The sequence below is a fragment of the Pseudomonas sp. AC355 genome, from assembly GCF_979258205.1.
The window spans coordinates 3,644,891-3,661,468 of sequence record NZ_OZ409843.1; the positions used below are offsets into that span (position 1 = coordinate 3,644,891).

The 16,578-nt window shown below is 62.4% G+C and carries 14 protein-coding genes and 1 pseudogene; 10 read left to right on the top strand and 5 right to left on the bottom strand.

The window, feature by feature from the left end:
- Positions 1-157: 157 nt before the first annotated feature.
- From ACZ0AI_RS17185 to cls, 9 genes and pseudogenes are all read left to right on the top strand, one after another.
- The gene (locus ACZ0AI_RS17185) at positions 158-757 is read left to right on the top strand and encodes a helix-turn-helix domain-containing protein (protein ID WP_225836608.1); all 600 of its coding nucleotides are present in this window, start codon (positions 158-160) and stop codon (positions 755-757) included.
- A gap of 667 nt (positions 758-1,424) precedes the next feature.
- On the top strand, positions 1,425-2,291 hold the full coding sequence (gene purU / locus ACZ0AI_RS17190) for a formyltetrahydrofolate deformylase (RefSeq protein WP_225836610.1): 867 nt from the start codon (positions 1,425-1,427) through the stop codon (positions 2,289-2,291).
- Positions 2,288-3,166 (top strand): bifunctional methylenetetrahydrofolate dehydrogenase/methenyltetrahydrofolate cyclohydrolase FolD, encoded by an 879-nt coding sequence (gene folD / locus ACZ0AI_RS17195; protein WP_463562912.1) that lies wholly within the window; start codon positions 2,288-2,290, stop codon positions 3,164-3,166. The genes purU and folD overlap by 4 nt, the downstream gene beginning before the upstream one ends.
- Positions 3,166-4,407, top strand: coding sequence for an FAD-dependent oxidoreductase (locus tag ACZ0AI_RS17200; RefSeq protein ID WP_463562913.1), 1,242 nt, complete (start codon positions 3,166-3,168; stop codon positions 4,405-4,407). The genes folD and ACZ0AI_RS17200 overlap by 1 nt, the downstream gene beginning before the upstream one ends.
- Positions 4,408-4,419: 12 nt before the next feature.
- The gene (locus tag ACZ0AI_RS17205) at positions 4,420-4,716 is read left to right on the top strand and encodes a sarcosine oxidase subunit delta (RefSeq protein WP_042553471.1); all 297 of its coding nucleotides are present in this window, start codon (positions 4,420-4,422) and stop codon (positions 4,714-4,716) included.
- A pseudogene (locus tag ACZ0AI_RS17210) lies at positions 4,713-7,608 on the top strand (2Fe-2S iron-sulfur cluster-binding protein). The gene ACZ0AI_RS17205 and the pseudogene ACZ0AI_RS17210 overlap by 4 nt, the downstream one beginning before the upstream one ends.
- A gap of 68 nt (positions 7,609-7,676) precedes the next feature.
- Positions 7,677-8,288 carry a sarcosine oxidase subunit gamma gene (locus ACZ0AI_RS17215; RefSeq protein WP_463565962.1) on the top strand — a complete coding sequence of 204 codons (612 nt, stop codon included), beginning with the start codon at positions 7,677-7,679 and terminating at the stop codon, positions 8,286-8,288.
- A 131-nt stretch (positions 8,289-8,419) separates the two neighbouring features.
- Positions 8,420-9,199, top strand: a complete 780-nt coding sequence (locus ACZ0AI_RS17220) for an IclR family transcriptional regulator (RefSeq protein ID WP_463562914.1) — start codon at positions 8,420-8,422, stop codon at positions 9,197-9,199.
- Positions 9,200-9,294: 95 nt separating this feature from the next.
- Entirely contained in the window at positions 9,295-10,734 is a 1,440-nt protein-coding gene (cls, locus tag ACZ0AI_RS17225) for a cardiolipin synthase (protein WP_463562915.1), read from the top strand.
- Here the strand turns inward: cls and ACZ0AI_RS17230 are convergent.
- From ACZ0AI_RS17230 to ACZ0AI_RS17240, 3 genes are all read right to left on the bottom strand, one after another.
- Entirely contained in the window at positions 10,731-11,435 is a 705-nt protein-coding gene (locus ACZ0AI_RS17230; RefSeq protein WP_463562916.1) for a class I SAM-dependent methyltransferase, read from the bottom strand. The two genes, cls and ACZ0AI_RS17230, sit on opposite strands and share 4 nt — an antisense overlap.
- Positions 11,436-11,586: 151 nt before the next feature.
- Positions 11,587-12,117 (bottom strand): DUF3617 domain-containing protein, encoded by a 531-nt coding sequence (locus tag ACZ0AI_RS17235; RefSeq protein ID WP_463562917.1) that lies wholly within the window; start codon positions 12,115-12,117, stop codon positions 11,587-11,589.
- A gap of 84 nt (positions 12,118-12,201) precedes the next feature.
- Positions 12,202-12,705 (bottom strand): GNAT family N-acetyltransferase, encoded by a 504-nt coding sequence (locus tag ACZ0AI_RS17240; RefSeq protein ID WP_463562918.1) that lies wholly within the window; start codon positions 12,703-12,705, stop codon positions 12,202-12,204.
- A 312-nt stretch (positions 12,706-13,017) separates the two neighbouring features.
- Here ACZ0AI_RS17240 and ACZ0AI_RS17245 point away from each other — a divergent pair, with 312 nt between their 5' ends.
- A complete protein-coding gene (locus ACZ0AI_RS17245; protein ID WP_463562919.1) occupies positions 13,018-13,833 on the top strand; it encodes an ion transporter in 816 nt (271 codons plus the stop codon).
- Between the two features lie 308 nt (positions 13,834-14,141).
- Here the strand turns inward: ACZ0AI_RS17245 and ACZ0AI_RS17250 are convergent, their stop codons facing one another.
- Complete coding sequence (locus tag ACZ0AI_RS17250; RefSeq protein WP_463562920.1) at positions 14,142-14,531, bottom strand: DUF1850 domain-containing protein; 390 nt, start codon at positions 14,529-14,531, stop codon at positions 14,142-14,144.
- Positions 14,528-16,555, bottom strand: coding sequence for a TRAP transporter permease (locus ACZ0AI_RS17255; protein ID WP_463562921.1), 2,028 nt, complete (start codon positions 16,553-16,555; stop codon positions 14,528-14,530). Before ACZ0AI_RS17255 ends, ACZ0AI_RS17250 begins: the two co-directional genes overlap by 4 nt.
- Between the last annotated feature and the right edge of the window lie 23 nt (positions 16,556-16,578).

Here is a 16,578-nt window from a genome sequence, read left to right on the forward strand (position 1 = left end):
AACGCATGCGAGCCAGCTGCCGCGCGGGTTTTCTTCTATCCGCAGAGGAAAAATGCTTTCATAGCAGGAATCTCACACCGCCCGGCGTGCACCGTTGCGAAGCAGCCTGATCATTCCTGGTGCGAATTTATTATTCATAATTAGAAAATGGCCTCGCATGAGCAAACCGACAGATATCCCACCCCGCCTGAAACTAGAGCAATACCTGGGCATGCAGATTCGCCGTCAGCGCCAGGCTCAGGAACTGAAGATCGCCGAAGTCGCGCGCATCGCCGGTATCAGCCAGGGCATGCTCAGCAAGATCGAGAACGCTCAGGTATCCACCAGCCTCGATACCCTGAGCCGACTGTGCGATGTGCTGGGCATGCCGATGTCCAAGCTGTTCAGCCAATACGATCAGCAAGGTAGCGGTGCACTGCTGGTGAAGTCCGAAGAAGGCCTGGAAGTGGTGCGCCGCGGTACCGAGAAGGGTCACACCTATCACCTGCTGAACCATACCCGCGGGCCGAAGAAGAGCTTCGAGGCCTATATGGTCAGCATGGACGATGCCAGCGAGGAGTTTCCGACCTTCTCTCACCCAGGTACCGAGTTCCTGCACCTGCTCGAAGGTGAACTGGTCTATCGCCACGGCAACCAGCTCTACGCCATGCAGGCCGGCGACAGCCTGACCTTCGACGCTGAAGTCCCCCACGGCCCGGAACAGCTGGTGCAGGTTCCGATCCGCCTGCTGTCGATCATGAACTACGGCAAAGAGTGAAGGCCGAGTTCATTCGGCGGCTATAAGCGGAAGCGGACGGTCGCGATCTCGTGGGAGTGGCTTTAGCCGCGAGCTCTTTACGCCTAGCTAGGCAAGATCGAGGCTAAAGCCTCTCCCACAAAAGCAATCAACAAACGGCTGCTTCCGCCTCGAAGCTGCCTTCAGGCGTAGGGTGGACGTCGCTTCATCCGTCCACCACATTACGATCGCAATGGTGGACAAAAAGAGCGTTGTCCACCCTACGCACTTGATAAAAAGCTCGCGGCTAAAGCCCCTCCTACAAGTTACGCGAACGGCCGCTTCTACCTTAAACAGCCCACGTCGCACTCAACGCCCTTCTTCCAGCGCGCCTTCCAGGTCGAACAGAGCTGGATGGCTGGTGGCGCATACCTCCTTCCGTTTTCTCGCCTCAGAGACGAACCCGCGACCTGGCTGCGGACTGGCGCCGGGAACGGCGATGACGTCCTCGCCATTATCCTCGCGACCACATCCTATAAATTCCTACGGGGATAAATAAATTCCCCACAGGCATGGACACGAACAAAGCATTCGCTTATAAAAATCACCATCAAGAAAATTAGATTCGTCACAAGAAAATATTTTCATAGACGAACCACGCATTCACCCATGAAGAATTCCCTGCCGCCGACCCTTCAGAGGATCCGACATGCAGCACGCCCAGAATCAGTACGTGATCAAGATCAGTTGCCCGGCCACGTCGGGCATCGTCGCCGCGGTGGCGTCCTTTCTTGCCGAGCATCAGTGCTACATCAGCGAGATGTCGCAATTCGACGACGAGGTCAGCAGCACCTTCTTCATGCGCGCGGTATTCCGTTTCAACACCGGCGTGACCGATGACCTGGCGAAGATCGAGGAAGGCTTTGCCGCAGTGGCCAGCGCTTTCGAGATGACATGGGGCCTGTACAGCACCAGCAAGCCAACGCGCGTACTGTTGATGGTCAGCAAGTTCGACCATTGCCTGGCGGACCTGCTCTACCGCCATCAGAAGGGCGAGTTGAACATGGAGATCACCGCCATCGTCTCCAACCACCTTGACCTGCGTCCCATGGCCGAGCGCGAGGGCATCCGCTTCATCTACCTGCCGGTGACCAAGGACACCAAGACCGGGCAGGAAGCCGAGCTGATGAAGATCGTCGATGAAACCGGCACCGATCTGGTGGTGCTGGCGCGCTACATGCAGATTCTTTCCAACAATTTGTGCAAGCAGCTGGCTGGCCGAGCGATCAACATCCATCACTCCTTCCTGCCCGGTTTCAAGGGTGCCAAGCCCTACCACCAGGCGTTCGAACGCGGCGTGAAGCTGATCGGCGCCACCGCCCACTACGTCACCTCGGATCTCGACGAGGGCCCGATCATCGAGCAGGAAGTGCAGCGCGTGGATCACGCCCTGCGACCTGACGACCTGGTCGCCATTGGCCGCGATACGGAAACGGTGGCGCTGTCGCGAGCGGTGAAATATCACATCGAGCACCGCGTGTTCCTCAATGGCGACCGCACGGTGATCTTCCGATGAGCCCGTTGATCGACGGCAAGGCCGCGGCCGCCCGCGTACTCGCCGACGTACAGGCAGAGGTCGAGCAATTGCACGCTCAGGGCATCGAGCCGGCGCTGGCCGTGGTGCTGGTCGGTGACGATCCGGCCAGCCACGTCTACGTGCGCAACAAGGTGCTGCGCGCCGGTGAAGTCGGCATTCGCTCGCTCGAATATCGCCTGCCGGCCGAAGCCAGTGTCGCCGAGGTGCTGGACGTGGTCGGCGCGCTGAACGTCGACCCGGCCGTGCACGGCATTCTGGTGCAGTTGCCACTGCCCACACACATCGACGAAGTGCGCGTGCTGCAAGCCATCGACCCTGGCAAGGATGTCGACGGTTTCCATAGCGAGAACGTTGGCGGCCTGAGCCAGGGCCGACCGGTGCTGACACCCTGCACGCCAGCCGGCTGCATGCGCCTGCTGCGTGACACCCTGGGCGATCTTTCCGGCAAACACGCCGTGGTGGTCGGCCGCTCGAACATCGTTGGCAAGCCAATGGCCGCGCTGCTGCTGGCGGCCAACTGCAGCGTCAGCGTGGTGCACTCGCGCAGCATCGAACCGCAGAAGCTGTGCAGCCAGGCCGACATCGTGATCGCCGCCGTCGGCCGCCCGAGAATGATCGGCGCCAGCTGGATAAAGCCCGGTGCCGTGGTGATCGACGTCGGCATCAACCGCACCGAGGAAGACGGCAGAAGCCGCCTGGTCGGGGATGTGGATTTCGCTGCCGTGCAGCCCATAGCCGCGGCCATCACCCCGGTACCCGGTGGAGTCGGCCCCATGACTATCGCCATGTTGATGCACAACACCGTCCTCGCCGCCCGTCAGCAGACCGGGCAAGCCACTCAGGAGGCTCGCTGATGCCTTTCTCGCTGCTCAAATACGGCCTGTCGTCGGAGTATCCCGTCGAGGTCGACCTGCCCGCACCGAAGGAACTCAAGTCCTCCTACGACGTGGTCATCATCGGCGCCGGCGGGCATGGCCTGGCCACCGCCTACTACCTGTCGCGGTACCACGGCATCAGCAACATCGCGGTGCTGGAGAAAGGCTACCTGGGGGGTGGCAACACCGCGCGCAACACCGCGGTGATCCGCTCCAACTACCTGACCAGCGAGGGGGTGAAGTTCTACATCGAGTCGGTACGGATGTTCGAAAACCTCTCCAACGAGTTCGACTTCAACATCATGTACTCCGGCCGTGGCCAGCTCACGCTGGCCCACACCGACGCCAGCGTGCGCGCGTTCCGCCAGCGCGCCGAAGTGAACAAGCACTTCGGCGGGCGTACCGAGATGATCGATCGCCAGCAGATCCGCGAGCTGGTGCCGAGCCTGAATCTGGATCCCGGCCATATTCCGGTGCTCGCCGGCCTCTGGCACATCGACGGCGGCACCGCGCGCCACGACGCCGTGGCCTGGGGCTACGCCAAGGGCGCAGCCAAGCGTGGGGTGGAAATTCACCAGCTCACCGAGGTACAGGACTTCGTCGTCGAGGGCGGGCGCATTCGCGCGGTGAAGACCAACCGCGGCACCATTCAGTGCGGCTGCGTGGTGCAGGCGGTGGCCGGTACCAGCTCGCTGCTGATGAACAAGCTGAATATCAAGGCGCCGATCCACACCTATCCGCTGCAGGCGATGGTCACCCAGCCGTTCAAGCCATTCCTCGATCCGCTGGTGAGCTCCTCGGCCCTGCATTGCTACGTGCAGCAGACCAGCCGTGGCGAGATCGTCTTTGGCGGAGGTTCCGACCCCTACCCGCTGTACAACAGCCGTTCGACCCTGGATCTCAAGGAGAGCCTGCTGGCCTCGGCAGTCGAGATGTTCCCCTTCATGGCCAACGCCAAGCTGATGCGCCAGTGGGGCGGCATCACCGACATGACTCCGGACTACAGCCCGATCATGGGTCTGTCGCCCATTGACGGCTACTACCTGGATGCTGGCTGGGGAACCTGGGGCTTCAAGGCCACGCCGATCTGCGGCAAGACCATGGCCGAGCTGGTCGCCAGCGGCGGCAAGGTTCCGGAGCTGATCGCGCCGTTCGGCCTGGATCGCTTCAGCCGCTTCCAGCAGGTCAACGAAATGGGCGCCACGGCGGCCAGCCACTGACGGGTACAGCCAATGAAGATCATGACTTGCCCGCTCAACGGGCCGCGCAACATCAGCGAATTCACCTACGGCGGCGAACTCAAGCACATGCCCGACCCGACGACCTGCAGCGTCGCGCAATGGGCCGACTACGTGTTCAACAGCGAGAACCTGCTCGGTGTGGTCACCGAATGGTGGATGCACACGCCGTCGAGCTACTGGTTCCTGGCCGAGCGCCACACCGGCAGCGACGAGATCCTGCGTACCTTCGACCCTCGTGAACTGTTCGACCAGCGTGTCGATTTCGCCGCACCGGAGGCCGCCCAATGAACCGCCTGCCCGCCCCCATGGGATTGTTGATCGACCGCAACAGACCACTGACCTTCAGCTTCGACGGCAACTCGTGCCAGGGCTTTGCCGGCGACACCATCGCCAGCGCCCTGGCTGGCGATGGTCGTTGGCTGCTGTCACGCTCGTTCAAGTACCACCGCCCACGGGGCCCGCTGACCATGGCCGGCCAGGACGCCAACACCCTGGTGCAACTGCCGAACGAGCCCAACGTGCTGGCGGACGACCACCCGATCGCTGCCGGTATCAGCGTCACCCCACAGAACGTCAATGGCAGCCTGGAGAAGACGCGACGCGATTCTCGGCAAGTTTTCCAAGTTCATGCCGGTCGGTTTCTACTACCGCGCGTTCTACAAGCCCAAGGGCATGTGGAAGCGCTGGGAGCCGCTGATCCGCAAGAAGGCCGGCCTCGGCGTGCTCGACCTCGGGTTCGAGCCGAGCTACCACGACAAGGCCTACCTGTTCTGCGACCTGGCAGTGATCGGCTCCGGGCCCGCGGGTCTGTCCGCCGCCCTGCACGCGGCCAACGGCGGCGCCAAGGTACTGCTGATCGAACAGAACCCGGTACTCGGCGGCTCGCTGACCTACGCCCGCTTCGGCCTCGACGCCAACGCCGCCATGGGCCTGCGTGAAGAACTGGTCAGTGCGGTGAAGGGCCATGCCAATATCCGCGTGCTCGACCACGCCCTGTGCAACGCCTGGTTCGCCGATAACTACCTGCCGGTGATCCAGGGCAACCGCCTGTACAAGGTGCGCGCCAGGCAGTGCATCATCGCCAGCGGCTCCTTCGACCAGCCGGTGATTTTCCGCAACAACGACCTGCCGGGCGTGATGCTGACCAGTGCCGCCCAGCGTCTGATGCGCCTGTACGCGGTGAAACCAGGCAAGCGCGCGGTGGTACTAACCGGCAACGATGACGGCTACCTGGCCGCCCTCGACCTGTTTGATGCGGGTGTGGAGGTCGCCGCGGTGGTCGACATGCGCGAGCGTATCGATACGCCCGGCCTGGTCACTGCGGTGCAAGCCAAGGGCATTCCCTGTCACGCCGGCCACACCGTGTATGAAGCGCTCGCCGACAAGCACGCGCGCCACATCAGCGCTGTCGACGTCAGGCGTATCAGCGCTCGAGGCAAGGTGGCCGAGGCCAGCACGCGGATCGATTGCGACCTGTTGTGCATGTCCGCCGGTTACATGCCGGTCTACCAGTTGCTCTGCCAGGCCGGCGGCAGCCTGCGTTACGCCGACGAACATGCGGCGTTCTCGATCCATAACCTGCCGAAGATTCTCCGCGTAGCCGGCTCGGTGAACGGCCGTCACGACCTGCAGCGGGTAATCGCCGACGGTCAGCGCGCCGCCAGCGAAGCCCTCGTCGACCTCGGTCTGGGCGGCGCTCCGGTAGACGGCGCGGACAAGGACGACAGCCGGGTCAACTTCCCCTGGCCGATCTTCGCCCACCCCCAGGGCAAGGAATTCGTCGACTTCGACGAAGACCTGCAGATCCGCGATATCGTCAACGCCACCCGTCACGGCTACCGCGACGTGCAACTGGTCAAGCGCTTCTCCACCGTCGGCATGGGGCCGTCCCAGGGGCGTCACTCGGCGCTGCCCACGGCGCGCCTGGTCGCCGATGCCACCGGTCGTAGCGTCAGCGAAACCGGAGTGACCACGGCCCGTCCGCCCTTCTCGGCGGAGAAGCTCGCGCACATCGCCGGCCGCGGCTTCGACCCCTATCGCCAGACCGCCATGCACCGCCGTCATGTCGAGCTCGGCGCCAGGCTGATGCCCGCGGGTGTCTGGCAGCGCCCGGCGTTCTACGGCAAGGCAGAAGATCGTGAAGCCTGTATGCAAGCCGAGGCCCGCCATGTGCGTGAGAAGGTCGGCCTGATCGACGTGTCCACCCTGGGCGGCCTCGACATTCGCGGGCCGGATGCCGCCGAGCTGCTGGAACGCATGTACACCTTCGGTTTCAAGAAGCTCGCCGTCGGCCGTACCCGCTACGCGCTGATGACCGCCGAGGATGGCGTGGTGATCGATGACGGGGTGGCCTGCCGCCTGGCCGAGCAGCACTTCTACGTATCGGCGACCACCAGCGGCGTGGATCGCGTCTACCGCAGCATGCTCAAGTGGAATGCGCAGTGGCGCCTGAACGTCGACATCGCCAACGTCAGTGCCGCCTTCGCCGCGGTCAACCTGGCCGGGCCGTTGTCGCGCCAGGTACTGGAAAAGGTCTGCAGCGATGTCGACCTTGACGCTGAAGGCTTCCCCTATCTCGGCGTGCGTGAGGGCAGCGTTGCCGGGGTGCCGGCGCGGCTGCTGCGGGTCGGTTTCGTGGGCGAGCTGGGTTATGAAATCCACGTGCCCGCGCGCTTTGGCGAGCACCTCTGGGATGCGCTGATGGAGGCCGGCAAGGCCGAGGGCATCCGCCCGTTCGGGGTGGAAACCCAGCGCCTGCTGCGCCTGGAAAAAGGCCACGTGATCATCAGCCAGGACACCGATGGCATGACCCACCCTGCGGAGATCGACATGGGCTGGGCCATCGGCCGCAAGAAGCCCTTCTTCGTCGGCAAACGCACCATCGAGATTCTCGAAGCACAGCCCCTCAAGCGCAAACTGGTGGGCTTCACCCTGCCCAGGGGCAGTGCCAAACCGCTGGAAGGCCATCTGGTGCTCAAGGGCCCGGATATCAGCGGCAACGTGACGTCCTGCGAGTACTCGGAAACCGTCGGCGCGATCATCGGCATGGCCTACGCGGGCGCCGATCAGGCCGAGCCGGGCATGCAGATTCCAATTCGCGTGGAAGGCGGCGAGGTGGTGCAAGCCAGCGTGGTGAAACTGCCGTTCTTCGATCCACAAACCAAGCGTCAGGAGCTGTGACCATGAGCCTGAATATCCAGGGCTGTGCCGAACGCAGCCCTATCTACAGCCTGTACGGCCAAGCCGAGCTGACCCAGATCGGTGAACGGCTCTTCGTTGCCCGCCACGGCAGCGGTGACGAAACCGAACAACTGCAACGCTGCGCACTGATCGACCTGAGCAACCTGCCACGGGTCGGTTTCCGTGGCGCCGACAGCGCCAGCTACCTGCAAGGCAGGGGCTATCAGTTACCAGACATGCCCAACCGGGCGCGTGTGCAGGACGGTGGCGAGGCGGTGCTGCGGCTGTCGCAGACCGAGTACTTCCTGCTTGGTAGCCTGACCGATGGCGGCGCCCGTATCGCCGCCGAAGAGCAGGCGTGGACGCACAGCGAACAGGCCTGCTATCTGCTGCCCCGTCAGGATAGCCACGCCTGGCTGGCACTGACCGGTGCGCACCTGCCGGAACTGCTGGCCAAGGTCTGCGGCGTCGACCTGCGCGCCGACGCCTTTCCGGTCAGCACGGTGGCCCAGACCTCGATCGCGCGCCTCAATGCCATCGTGGTCAATGCCGGCACGAAAGCCCTGCCGATCTTCCACATTCTCTGCGACCGCGCCTCCGCCCACTACCTGTGGGGCGCCTTGCTGGACGCCATGGACGAGTTCGGTGGCAAGCCGGCGGGGATCGAAGCGCTGCAATAAGGCCGATGATCGTTCCCACGCTCCCACGTGGGAACGCCTGCCAAGGACGCTCCGCGTCCGCTGCTGCCCCTGTGACGCACCTGATACTCCCACGCCGGAACGCGGGAGCCATCTATGAACGAGATTCGCCCATGGCCGCCGATAAAGAAGAGCTGACCGACTACCGCGTCCCCGCGCTGCAACGCGGGCTTGGCATCCTGCAGATGTTCAATGCCAGCGAGCGCAGCCTGAGCAGCAACCTCATCGCCGAACGCTTGGGCGTCAGCGTCTCGGCCATCTACCGCATTCTGGTCACCCTCACCGACATGGGTTACCTGAACAAGCTAGGCACCAACAACTACGAACTCGGCCCCCAGGTGCTGTGCGACGGCTTCGCCTATCTGGCCAGTCGCGACCTGGTGGATATCGCCATGCCGCACCTCAACACCCTGCGCGACCGTACCTCGATGTCCTGCCATCTGGGCATCCGCGAACACACCGAGGTGGTCTATCTGTACCGTGCCTTCGCCGCCCAGCGACTGTCGGTCAACGTGCCGATCGGCACACGCCTGCCGTGCCACGTCACCGCTTTGGGCCGCGTACTGCTCAGCGAGCTGGATGAAAACGCTCTGGCGGGGCTCTACGCACACGTACGCCTGGACGGCTACCCGGCCCCCGCACCGAAGACGTTGCCGGAGCTGCTGCGCATGAGCGACGAGGATCGCGCCCGTGGCTTCGTCCTGCATCGCTCGGACTACTCCACCGCCATCGCCGCTCCGGTACGGGATCACAGCGGGCATATCGTCGCCGCCATCAATCTGTCCGGGCCGGATGCCGTGATGGACGACGACGCCAATCGCCAAACTCTGCGTGAAACCCTTCTGACCAGTGCCGCCCAGATATCGCGAAGCGCCGGCTACCGGGCGGCCTGAATCGCCGGGGTTTCACGTGGAACGCTGATTTCTATCGGTGACGTCGTGTCGATAGCGTGGTCTATGCTGGCACAGCAGCCAATAAGCGAACGGCAATGGAATTCGGCATACAGCATTTCTTCGGTTATCTGATCGCGGCGATTCATGGCCTCGGGGCGATAGCTGCCGTGCACGCGATCCTTACCGTACGTACCGCTCAGGGCGCCATCGCCTGGGCGTTGTCGCTGTTCTTCATGCCCTACCTGACGCTGCTGCCCTACGTGGTCTTCGGGCGTAGCCGTTTTTACGCCTACATCGAAGCCCGCCGCCAGGTGGACAAACAGATGCACCAGGCCATGGCCGCCCTTGACTGGCGACCGTGGGTTGCAGAAGCCATCGCCGCTGGTGAGTCGGAAGCCTACGGCAAGCTACGCGCCCTGCCGCGGCTGGGTCGCATGCCGTGCCTGGCAAACAATCAGGTCAGCCTGCTGATCGATGGCAAGGCGACCTTCGAGGCGATCTTCCAGGCGCTGGCCGAGGCGCGCCAGGTGATCCTCATCCAGTTCTTTATCGTCCACGACGACAAGCTTGGGCGCCGCCTGCAGGAAGTATTGCTCGAACGCGCAGCTGCCGGCGTGCAGGTGCACTTCCTGTTTGATGCAGTCGGCAGCCATGCCCTGCCGCGGCGCTATATCAAACTGCTGCGCGAAGGCGGTGTATATATGCACGCCTTTCCCACCGGCGGCAGCTTGTTCAATCGCTTCCAGCTGAACTTCCGTAACCACCGCAAGATCGTGGTGGTAGATGGCGAGCGGGGATTCCTCGGTGGTCATAACGTTGGCGACGAGTATCTCGGCGAGAAGCCGAGCCTCTCGCCATGGCGTGACACCCACGTAGAAGTGCACGGCCCGGCCGTGGTTTGCCTGCAGGAATCCTTCGCCGAGGACTGGTTCTGGGCCACACGTAAACTGCCGCCGCTGCTGCTGCCGGAGCGCTACCCGGATGAAGGCATGCTCTGCCAGGTGATCACCAGCGGCCCGGCGGACGCCCAGGAAACCTGCTCACTGCTGTTCGTGGAAATGCTCAACGCAGCCCGCGAACGCATCTGGCTGACCAGCCCCTACTTCATTCCCGACGAAGCCCTGTTCGCCGCGCTACGCCTGGCGGTACTGCGCGGCGTGGACGTGCGTATTCTGCTGCCGTCGCGACCGGATCACCGCATCGTCTATGCCGCGTCCAGCCTGTTCGCGTTGGAAGCGCTGCGCGCCGGGGTGAGGATCTTTCGCTACCTGCCGGGTTTCCTGCATCAGAAGGTCGTGCTGATCGATCAGGATATCGGCGTAGTGGGCAGCGCCAACCTGGACAACCGCTCCTTTCGCCTTAACTTCGAGATCACTCTGGTGACGGTCGACGCCGAGTTCGCCCGTCAGGTCGAGGCCATGCTGGAAACCGACTTCAGCCAGTCCCGCGAACTGATCGGCGCCGACCGCCGCGACGTGCATCGCCTGCAACAACTGGGCATGCGCGTAGCGCGGCTGATCTCGCCGATTCTCTAGACTTTGTGCGTCAGCCAAGCGCCCCAGAACAGGCTGCTGAAGAACCTTGTACCCTCGGCAAAACCAGCATCGTGGAGCAGGCATTGAACCGCTTGCTCGGAACGAGGTGGATCAGCACCCTGCAGAATTTTCTCGAGCTTGGCCTGCACCTCGTCTGCACCTACACCTTGTTGGCGCCAGCGTGCCGCCCAGGCCCTCAACAGCAATGGCTGACTGGTATATGCATGGTGATTGCCCGCGACGATCAACGGCGCGCATGGCTTCAGGCGCATCTGGATGGATAGCAGCAACGCTCGCTTCGGATCATCGCCAGGCACATGATGCAGGACGCCAATCAATGTCGCGGCATCGTAGCCTTGAGCTGCGGGGAGGTCATCGACCGTACCCTGCACGACCTCGACTCTGTCCAGCAGACCATGGGCCTGTAACTGCTCACGAGCGGTGTCGAGCATCGCCGCCGACGGATCTACAGCCGTGAAACGCCAGCTCGGTTCGAGAGCCGCCATGGTAATGATTTCCTGCGCAGTACCACCTGCCCCAACCACCAGCAGATGCGCACCCGGGCTTTGCTCAAGACTGACGCTGAGCATGCAGGCAGCCAGCTCATGGCAGGCATCGTATCCTGCGAGGGCAATACGGCTCTGACGGCCATATTCACTGGCACGGCTGTTATCGAACTTTGCGAAGCAATGCTGGGTCATGGAGCGCTCCATTGGAGCGCTCACCATAGGCGAGAAGGCCTAATAAGAAAAATTCTTACTTTTCATCAAGTCCATTCCAGCATGGAATTCAATGCGGACTGCATCATTCAGCTCGAATGCCTCTTCGTGCAAACCACGCTACCCGTATTACTCAGGGCTGGCGCGGCTTCAACGCGCCACAATCGGCCGATACCCAACGGGCGTCCGACTCCATGCTGCCCTGCTGGCGGCCGGCACCGCTGTCGAACTCGCCGCTGACCTTGGAGCTGAAGGACTTGTCGTCGAGAAAATGCGCCTCACCCTGCCCCTGACCCTGCGGACAAGTGAAGTTGAACACCCAACGATCATTGTCACGCGAAGTGATCTGCTGGCTACAATTGGGATCTTGCAGCGGAATGTTCTGCGCATCGACCTGCGCCTGGCTGATGCAGTACTGCACGCCCTTGTCGCCCAGCTGAATACCCTGCTGGGCCATGGCCCGTTCGAGCATTTCACGCTGCGCCTGAGGTAGGTTCTTGAACTGCTGCAACATCACATCGCTACTCGGCAACGCCTTGCCGCCGAGCTGCATGTTCTTCGAAGTGATTTCCCAGAGACCAGGTTGAATCTGCTGCTGGGCAGTGGCCATGAACGGCAGCACCAGCAGGCAAAGTGGCAGGATTTTCAAACTAGGCATCGGCATACAAGACTCCGTTCAGTGACCATTGATATGGCTCGCCTAATCTCCGACAGCAGAGCTGCCGGGATGTCACTACAGAATGGCCACTCAGCCTTCGACTTCCTGGTGATAAAGCTGCAGCCCACGGGCCTGATAGTTGGCAAGGGCGCTGGGATGATCGAAGGTGCAGGTGTGCACCCAGACCCGCCGGGTACCCGGCCAGGCCCAGGCGGATTGCAGCGCATGGGTCAGCAGCGGGCCGCCGAAACCCTGACCGAAGAACGCTTCGGCCAGGCCGAAATAGAGAATCTCCACCGAGCCGTCGGCGTCACGCTGCAACTCGTAGTAACCGGCGATGGCACCCTGGTGATAGGCCACCCAGGTGCGATGCTCGTCACGCTCGATCAGTTCGCGCCATTGCCCATCTGTCCAGGACAGCTTGTCCGTCCACTCCCAGGGCCCGCCCACCAATTGGTAGAGAAAGCGATTGAGCTGGAACTGCTTGATCCGGCATTCGACGACCTGCAAATCGTCCGGCAACGCCTTGCCACGCAACTGGTCGGGGCTGTTCATTTCCAGGTAGTAGGTGATGTTTTCAACCTGCTCGCTCATACCGTGATCCGTCGCTCTGGTAAGCCACGTGGCTGTGGCAAAGAGCGCAGGCTAAAGATCCGAGTGGCGTTCAGCAATCCCGCTTCGGGAAAACGGCAGCACTCAGGCACAACCCACCTGTACGAAAATTGGCCAGTAAAAGCTACGCGTGCGCTGCAAATTTACACATGGGCGAAGAAAAACTTACACATAGCCGCCCGCTAGCCCGCATGCCGCCTACACATTTAGCGAAAATCCAGTAGTCAGCCGCGCTTTCTTCCGTCACCTCGCTTATTTACTCTCGGCAGCCCGATTGCAGCCGTCGACACCACCATGACCGATATCGCCACACCGAACGCTCCAAGCGCCTGGCGCCAGCAACTGGCTCAGTTTATGGACGGCAAACCCGTGCAACGCCTGATCACCGTGCTGATCCTGATCAACGCCGCGATCCTCGGCATGCTCACCTCGACGGAGATCGTCAGCGAGTGGGGCTGGCTTTTGTTGCCTGTGGATATGTTCATTCTCGCGGTGTTCGTGATCGAGCTGGCGCTGCGCTTCGCGGCCCGTGGCATCGGCCTTTTGCGAGATCCGTGGGCGGTGTTCGATTGCATCGTGGTAGGCATCGCGCTGGTGCCGGCCAGCGGGCCGTTCAGCGTATTGCGGGCATTGCGCGTCTTGCGGGTGCTGCGCCTGGTGTCGATCAACCCGAGCATGCGCAAGGTGGTGCAAGCGCTGCTGGCGTCGCTGCCTGGCATGGGCAGCATCATCATGCTGATGAGTCTGATCTTTTATGTGTCGGCGGTGATGGCCACGCAGCTGTTCGGCGAGCGCTTTCCCGAGTGGTTCGGCTCGTTGACCGCCAGCCTGTATTCGCTGTTCCAGATGATGACCCTGGACAGCTGGTCGAGCGGCACGGTGCGACCGATCATGGAGGTGTATCCGCATGCCTGGCTGTTCTTCATCCCTTACGTACTGATCGCCACCTTTATGATGCTCAACCTGTTCATCGCGGTGATCGTCAACGCCATGCAGGACGCCCAAGGCCCGGATCCCGAGATCGAGGCGCGCGTGCAGCGCGAGCAACTGATTCTCGATGAGCTCAGGGCCTTGCGGACAGAATTGGCAGAGATGCGCCGCCAGCCTTGACCCCTAAACGACGGGCAGGGCGACTGCTTCAAGGCGAAAGTGGTCATCTGCTGCGTGGTTCGATCTGATCGTTCCTCACGCTCCGCGTGGGAATGCCTGCAGGGACGCTCTGCGTCCGATGTCGAGGCCTGGCGGGCGCAGAGCGACCTGGATTGGGCTCCCACGCTGGAGCGTGGGAGCCATCATCAATCTCGTGGGAGGGGCCGGGCGGCGATCCGCTTTAGCCGCGAGCTCTTTACGCCTAGCTAGGCAAAATCGAGGCTAAAGCCTCTCCCACAAAAGCTCTGCTCACCTTCCGCTTACGCCTTTCACCTGCCCAGCTCACAACTCCACAACTCCACCGCGGGCTGACTCGCCGTCGGTGGCCCGAGCCACTCGCTGAAGGGCTTACAGCCCTGGGCATCGCAAAGTTGATAGTCGCCAGCCTCGGGTGTGCGCCCGAGGCGTAGCGGTTGCAGAGGTGGCAGCTGGCGCTGGTAGTGCCAGGCGCCATCACGCAATACCGCGCCGTCCGGAATTTCCATGCCGGCACCACTGCCGCGCACCCGCGCCTCGCCAAGCAACAACCCATCCGGCGTGACGCGGTAGTCCTCTTCCCAGCGGATCTTTTCGATCGTGTGGTTCCAGGCCAGGGTGAAGGACGGCAGGGGCATTTGCGCCCATACCGCCCCAGCCAAACCCAGGCACAGACCCATCACGCCGCCGCCACGCGCTGGGCGCGGCGATCACGCCAGACGTGCTGGGCGATCAGCAAGAAGCCCAATGCATAGCCAATCTCGTCACTGATCGGCATCGCCAGAATCAGCGCGACGCCGGCGCCGAACGCCCACAGTCGCTCCCACCAGGCCATGCGCACATTCAGGTAACCCACCACGGCCATGCCCCACAAACCGACCGCAAACACCGTTTTGACGAACATGTACAGCGTTGCGCCCCAGCTGTCGCCCTGCATCATCAGCGCCGGGTCGTACACCGCCATGAACGGCACAACGAACCCAGCGGCGGCGATACGCACGGCCCACAGGCTGATCTTGAAGCCGTTCTCCTTGGCGATTGGCGCCGCCGCGAAGCAGGCCAGCGCTACCGGCGGCGTTAGGTCGGCCATCAGACCGAAATAGAACACGAACATGTGCGAGACGATCAGCGGCACACCCAGATCCAGCAACGCCGGCGCGGCGATGGCGCTGGTGATGATGTAGTTGGGAATGGTCGGAATACCCATGCCCAGAATCAGGCAGGTGACCATGGTCAGCACCAGCGACAGGAACAGGTTGTTCTGGCCGACGGCAAGGATGTACCCGGCAAAGGTCGTGGCGATACCAGTCAGCGAGACCACGCCGATGATCACCCCCACCAGTGCACAGGCGATACCCACTGGAATCGCATGCCGAGCGCCCTCGGCCAGTGCATGCACACAGGCGCGCAAGGTGTCGCGACCGCCCTTGACGAACCAGCACACCGCGACCAGCGCAGCGATGACGCCGAACACCACGCCAATGCCTAGTTGGAAGAACCCGGCGCAGAGAATCCCCAGGGCTACCCAGAAAACCATGCGCATGACTTTCGACGACACCTTGAGAATGATCGCCGAGCCGATGATCACGATGGCCGTCAACGCCAGCCCGACAGTGCCGGAGAACATCGGCGTACGCCCGGAAAACAACAGGTAGACCAGCACCAGCAGCGGGATGAGCAGATACCAGCGCTCCTTGACCGCACCCCAGGCGCTTGGGCACTGATCCTTGGGCAAGCCGCGCAGGTTGGCTCGTTTCGCCTCCAGGTGCACCATCCAGAATACTGCGCCGAAATACAGCATGGCCGGAATCAGCGCGGCCTTGGCCACTTCGATGTACGGCACGTTGATGGTCTCGGCCATGATGAACGCCACGGCGCCCATCACTGGTGGCATGAGCTGGCTGCCCATGCTCGCCGTAGCTTCTACCGCGCCTGCAAACGCCGGGCGGTAGCCAAATCGCTTCATCAGCGGAATAGTGAACTGCCCGGTGGTGACCACGTTGGCCACGCCAGAACCGGTGATGGTGCCCATCAGTGCCGAGGAAACGACCGAGACTTTGGCTGGGCCGCCGAGCTTGTGACCGAACAGTCCCATGGCGAAGTCGGTGAACAGCTTGATCATCCCGGCCTGCTCCAGAAACGCGCCGAACAGGATGAACAGGAAAATGTAGGTCGCCGACACATAGGTCGGTGTGCCATAGAAGCCTTCGGTACCGAAGGACAGTTGGTTGACGATCTGATCGAAGCCATAACCGCGGTGCGCCAGATCACCCGGCAGGTACTCACCGAACAGCCCGTAAAGCAGGAACAACCCGCAAATCAGCGGCAAGGCGATGCCCATCACCCGCCGTGCGGCCTCGAAAATCAGCACGGTCAGGGTAATCCCGACCACCATGTCCAGGCTGCTCAGGTCGCCCGAGCGCTGAACCAGATCGGCCTCGAAGTACCACTGGTAAGCGAAGGTGGCCATACCAGCCAAACCCAACAACCAAGCCAGCGGTTGCCAGGGACGCCCGGTGCCACGCGACGGATAGCAGATAAACACCATCAGCAGCAGGAAGCCGATATGCCCTGCGCGCAGCACCTGGCTGGACACGGGGTGGAAGGCTGCCGTGATGATCTGGTACGTCGAGAACAGCAAGGCGGTATAGAACAACGCCTTCGGCCACTCGCTCGGGCTGGCGTTCAGCCCCTGATGTTCACTCATGCTGTCATACCTTCGCTAACGCC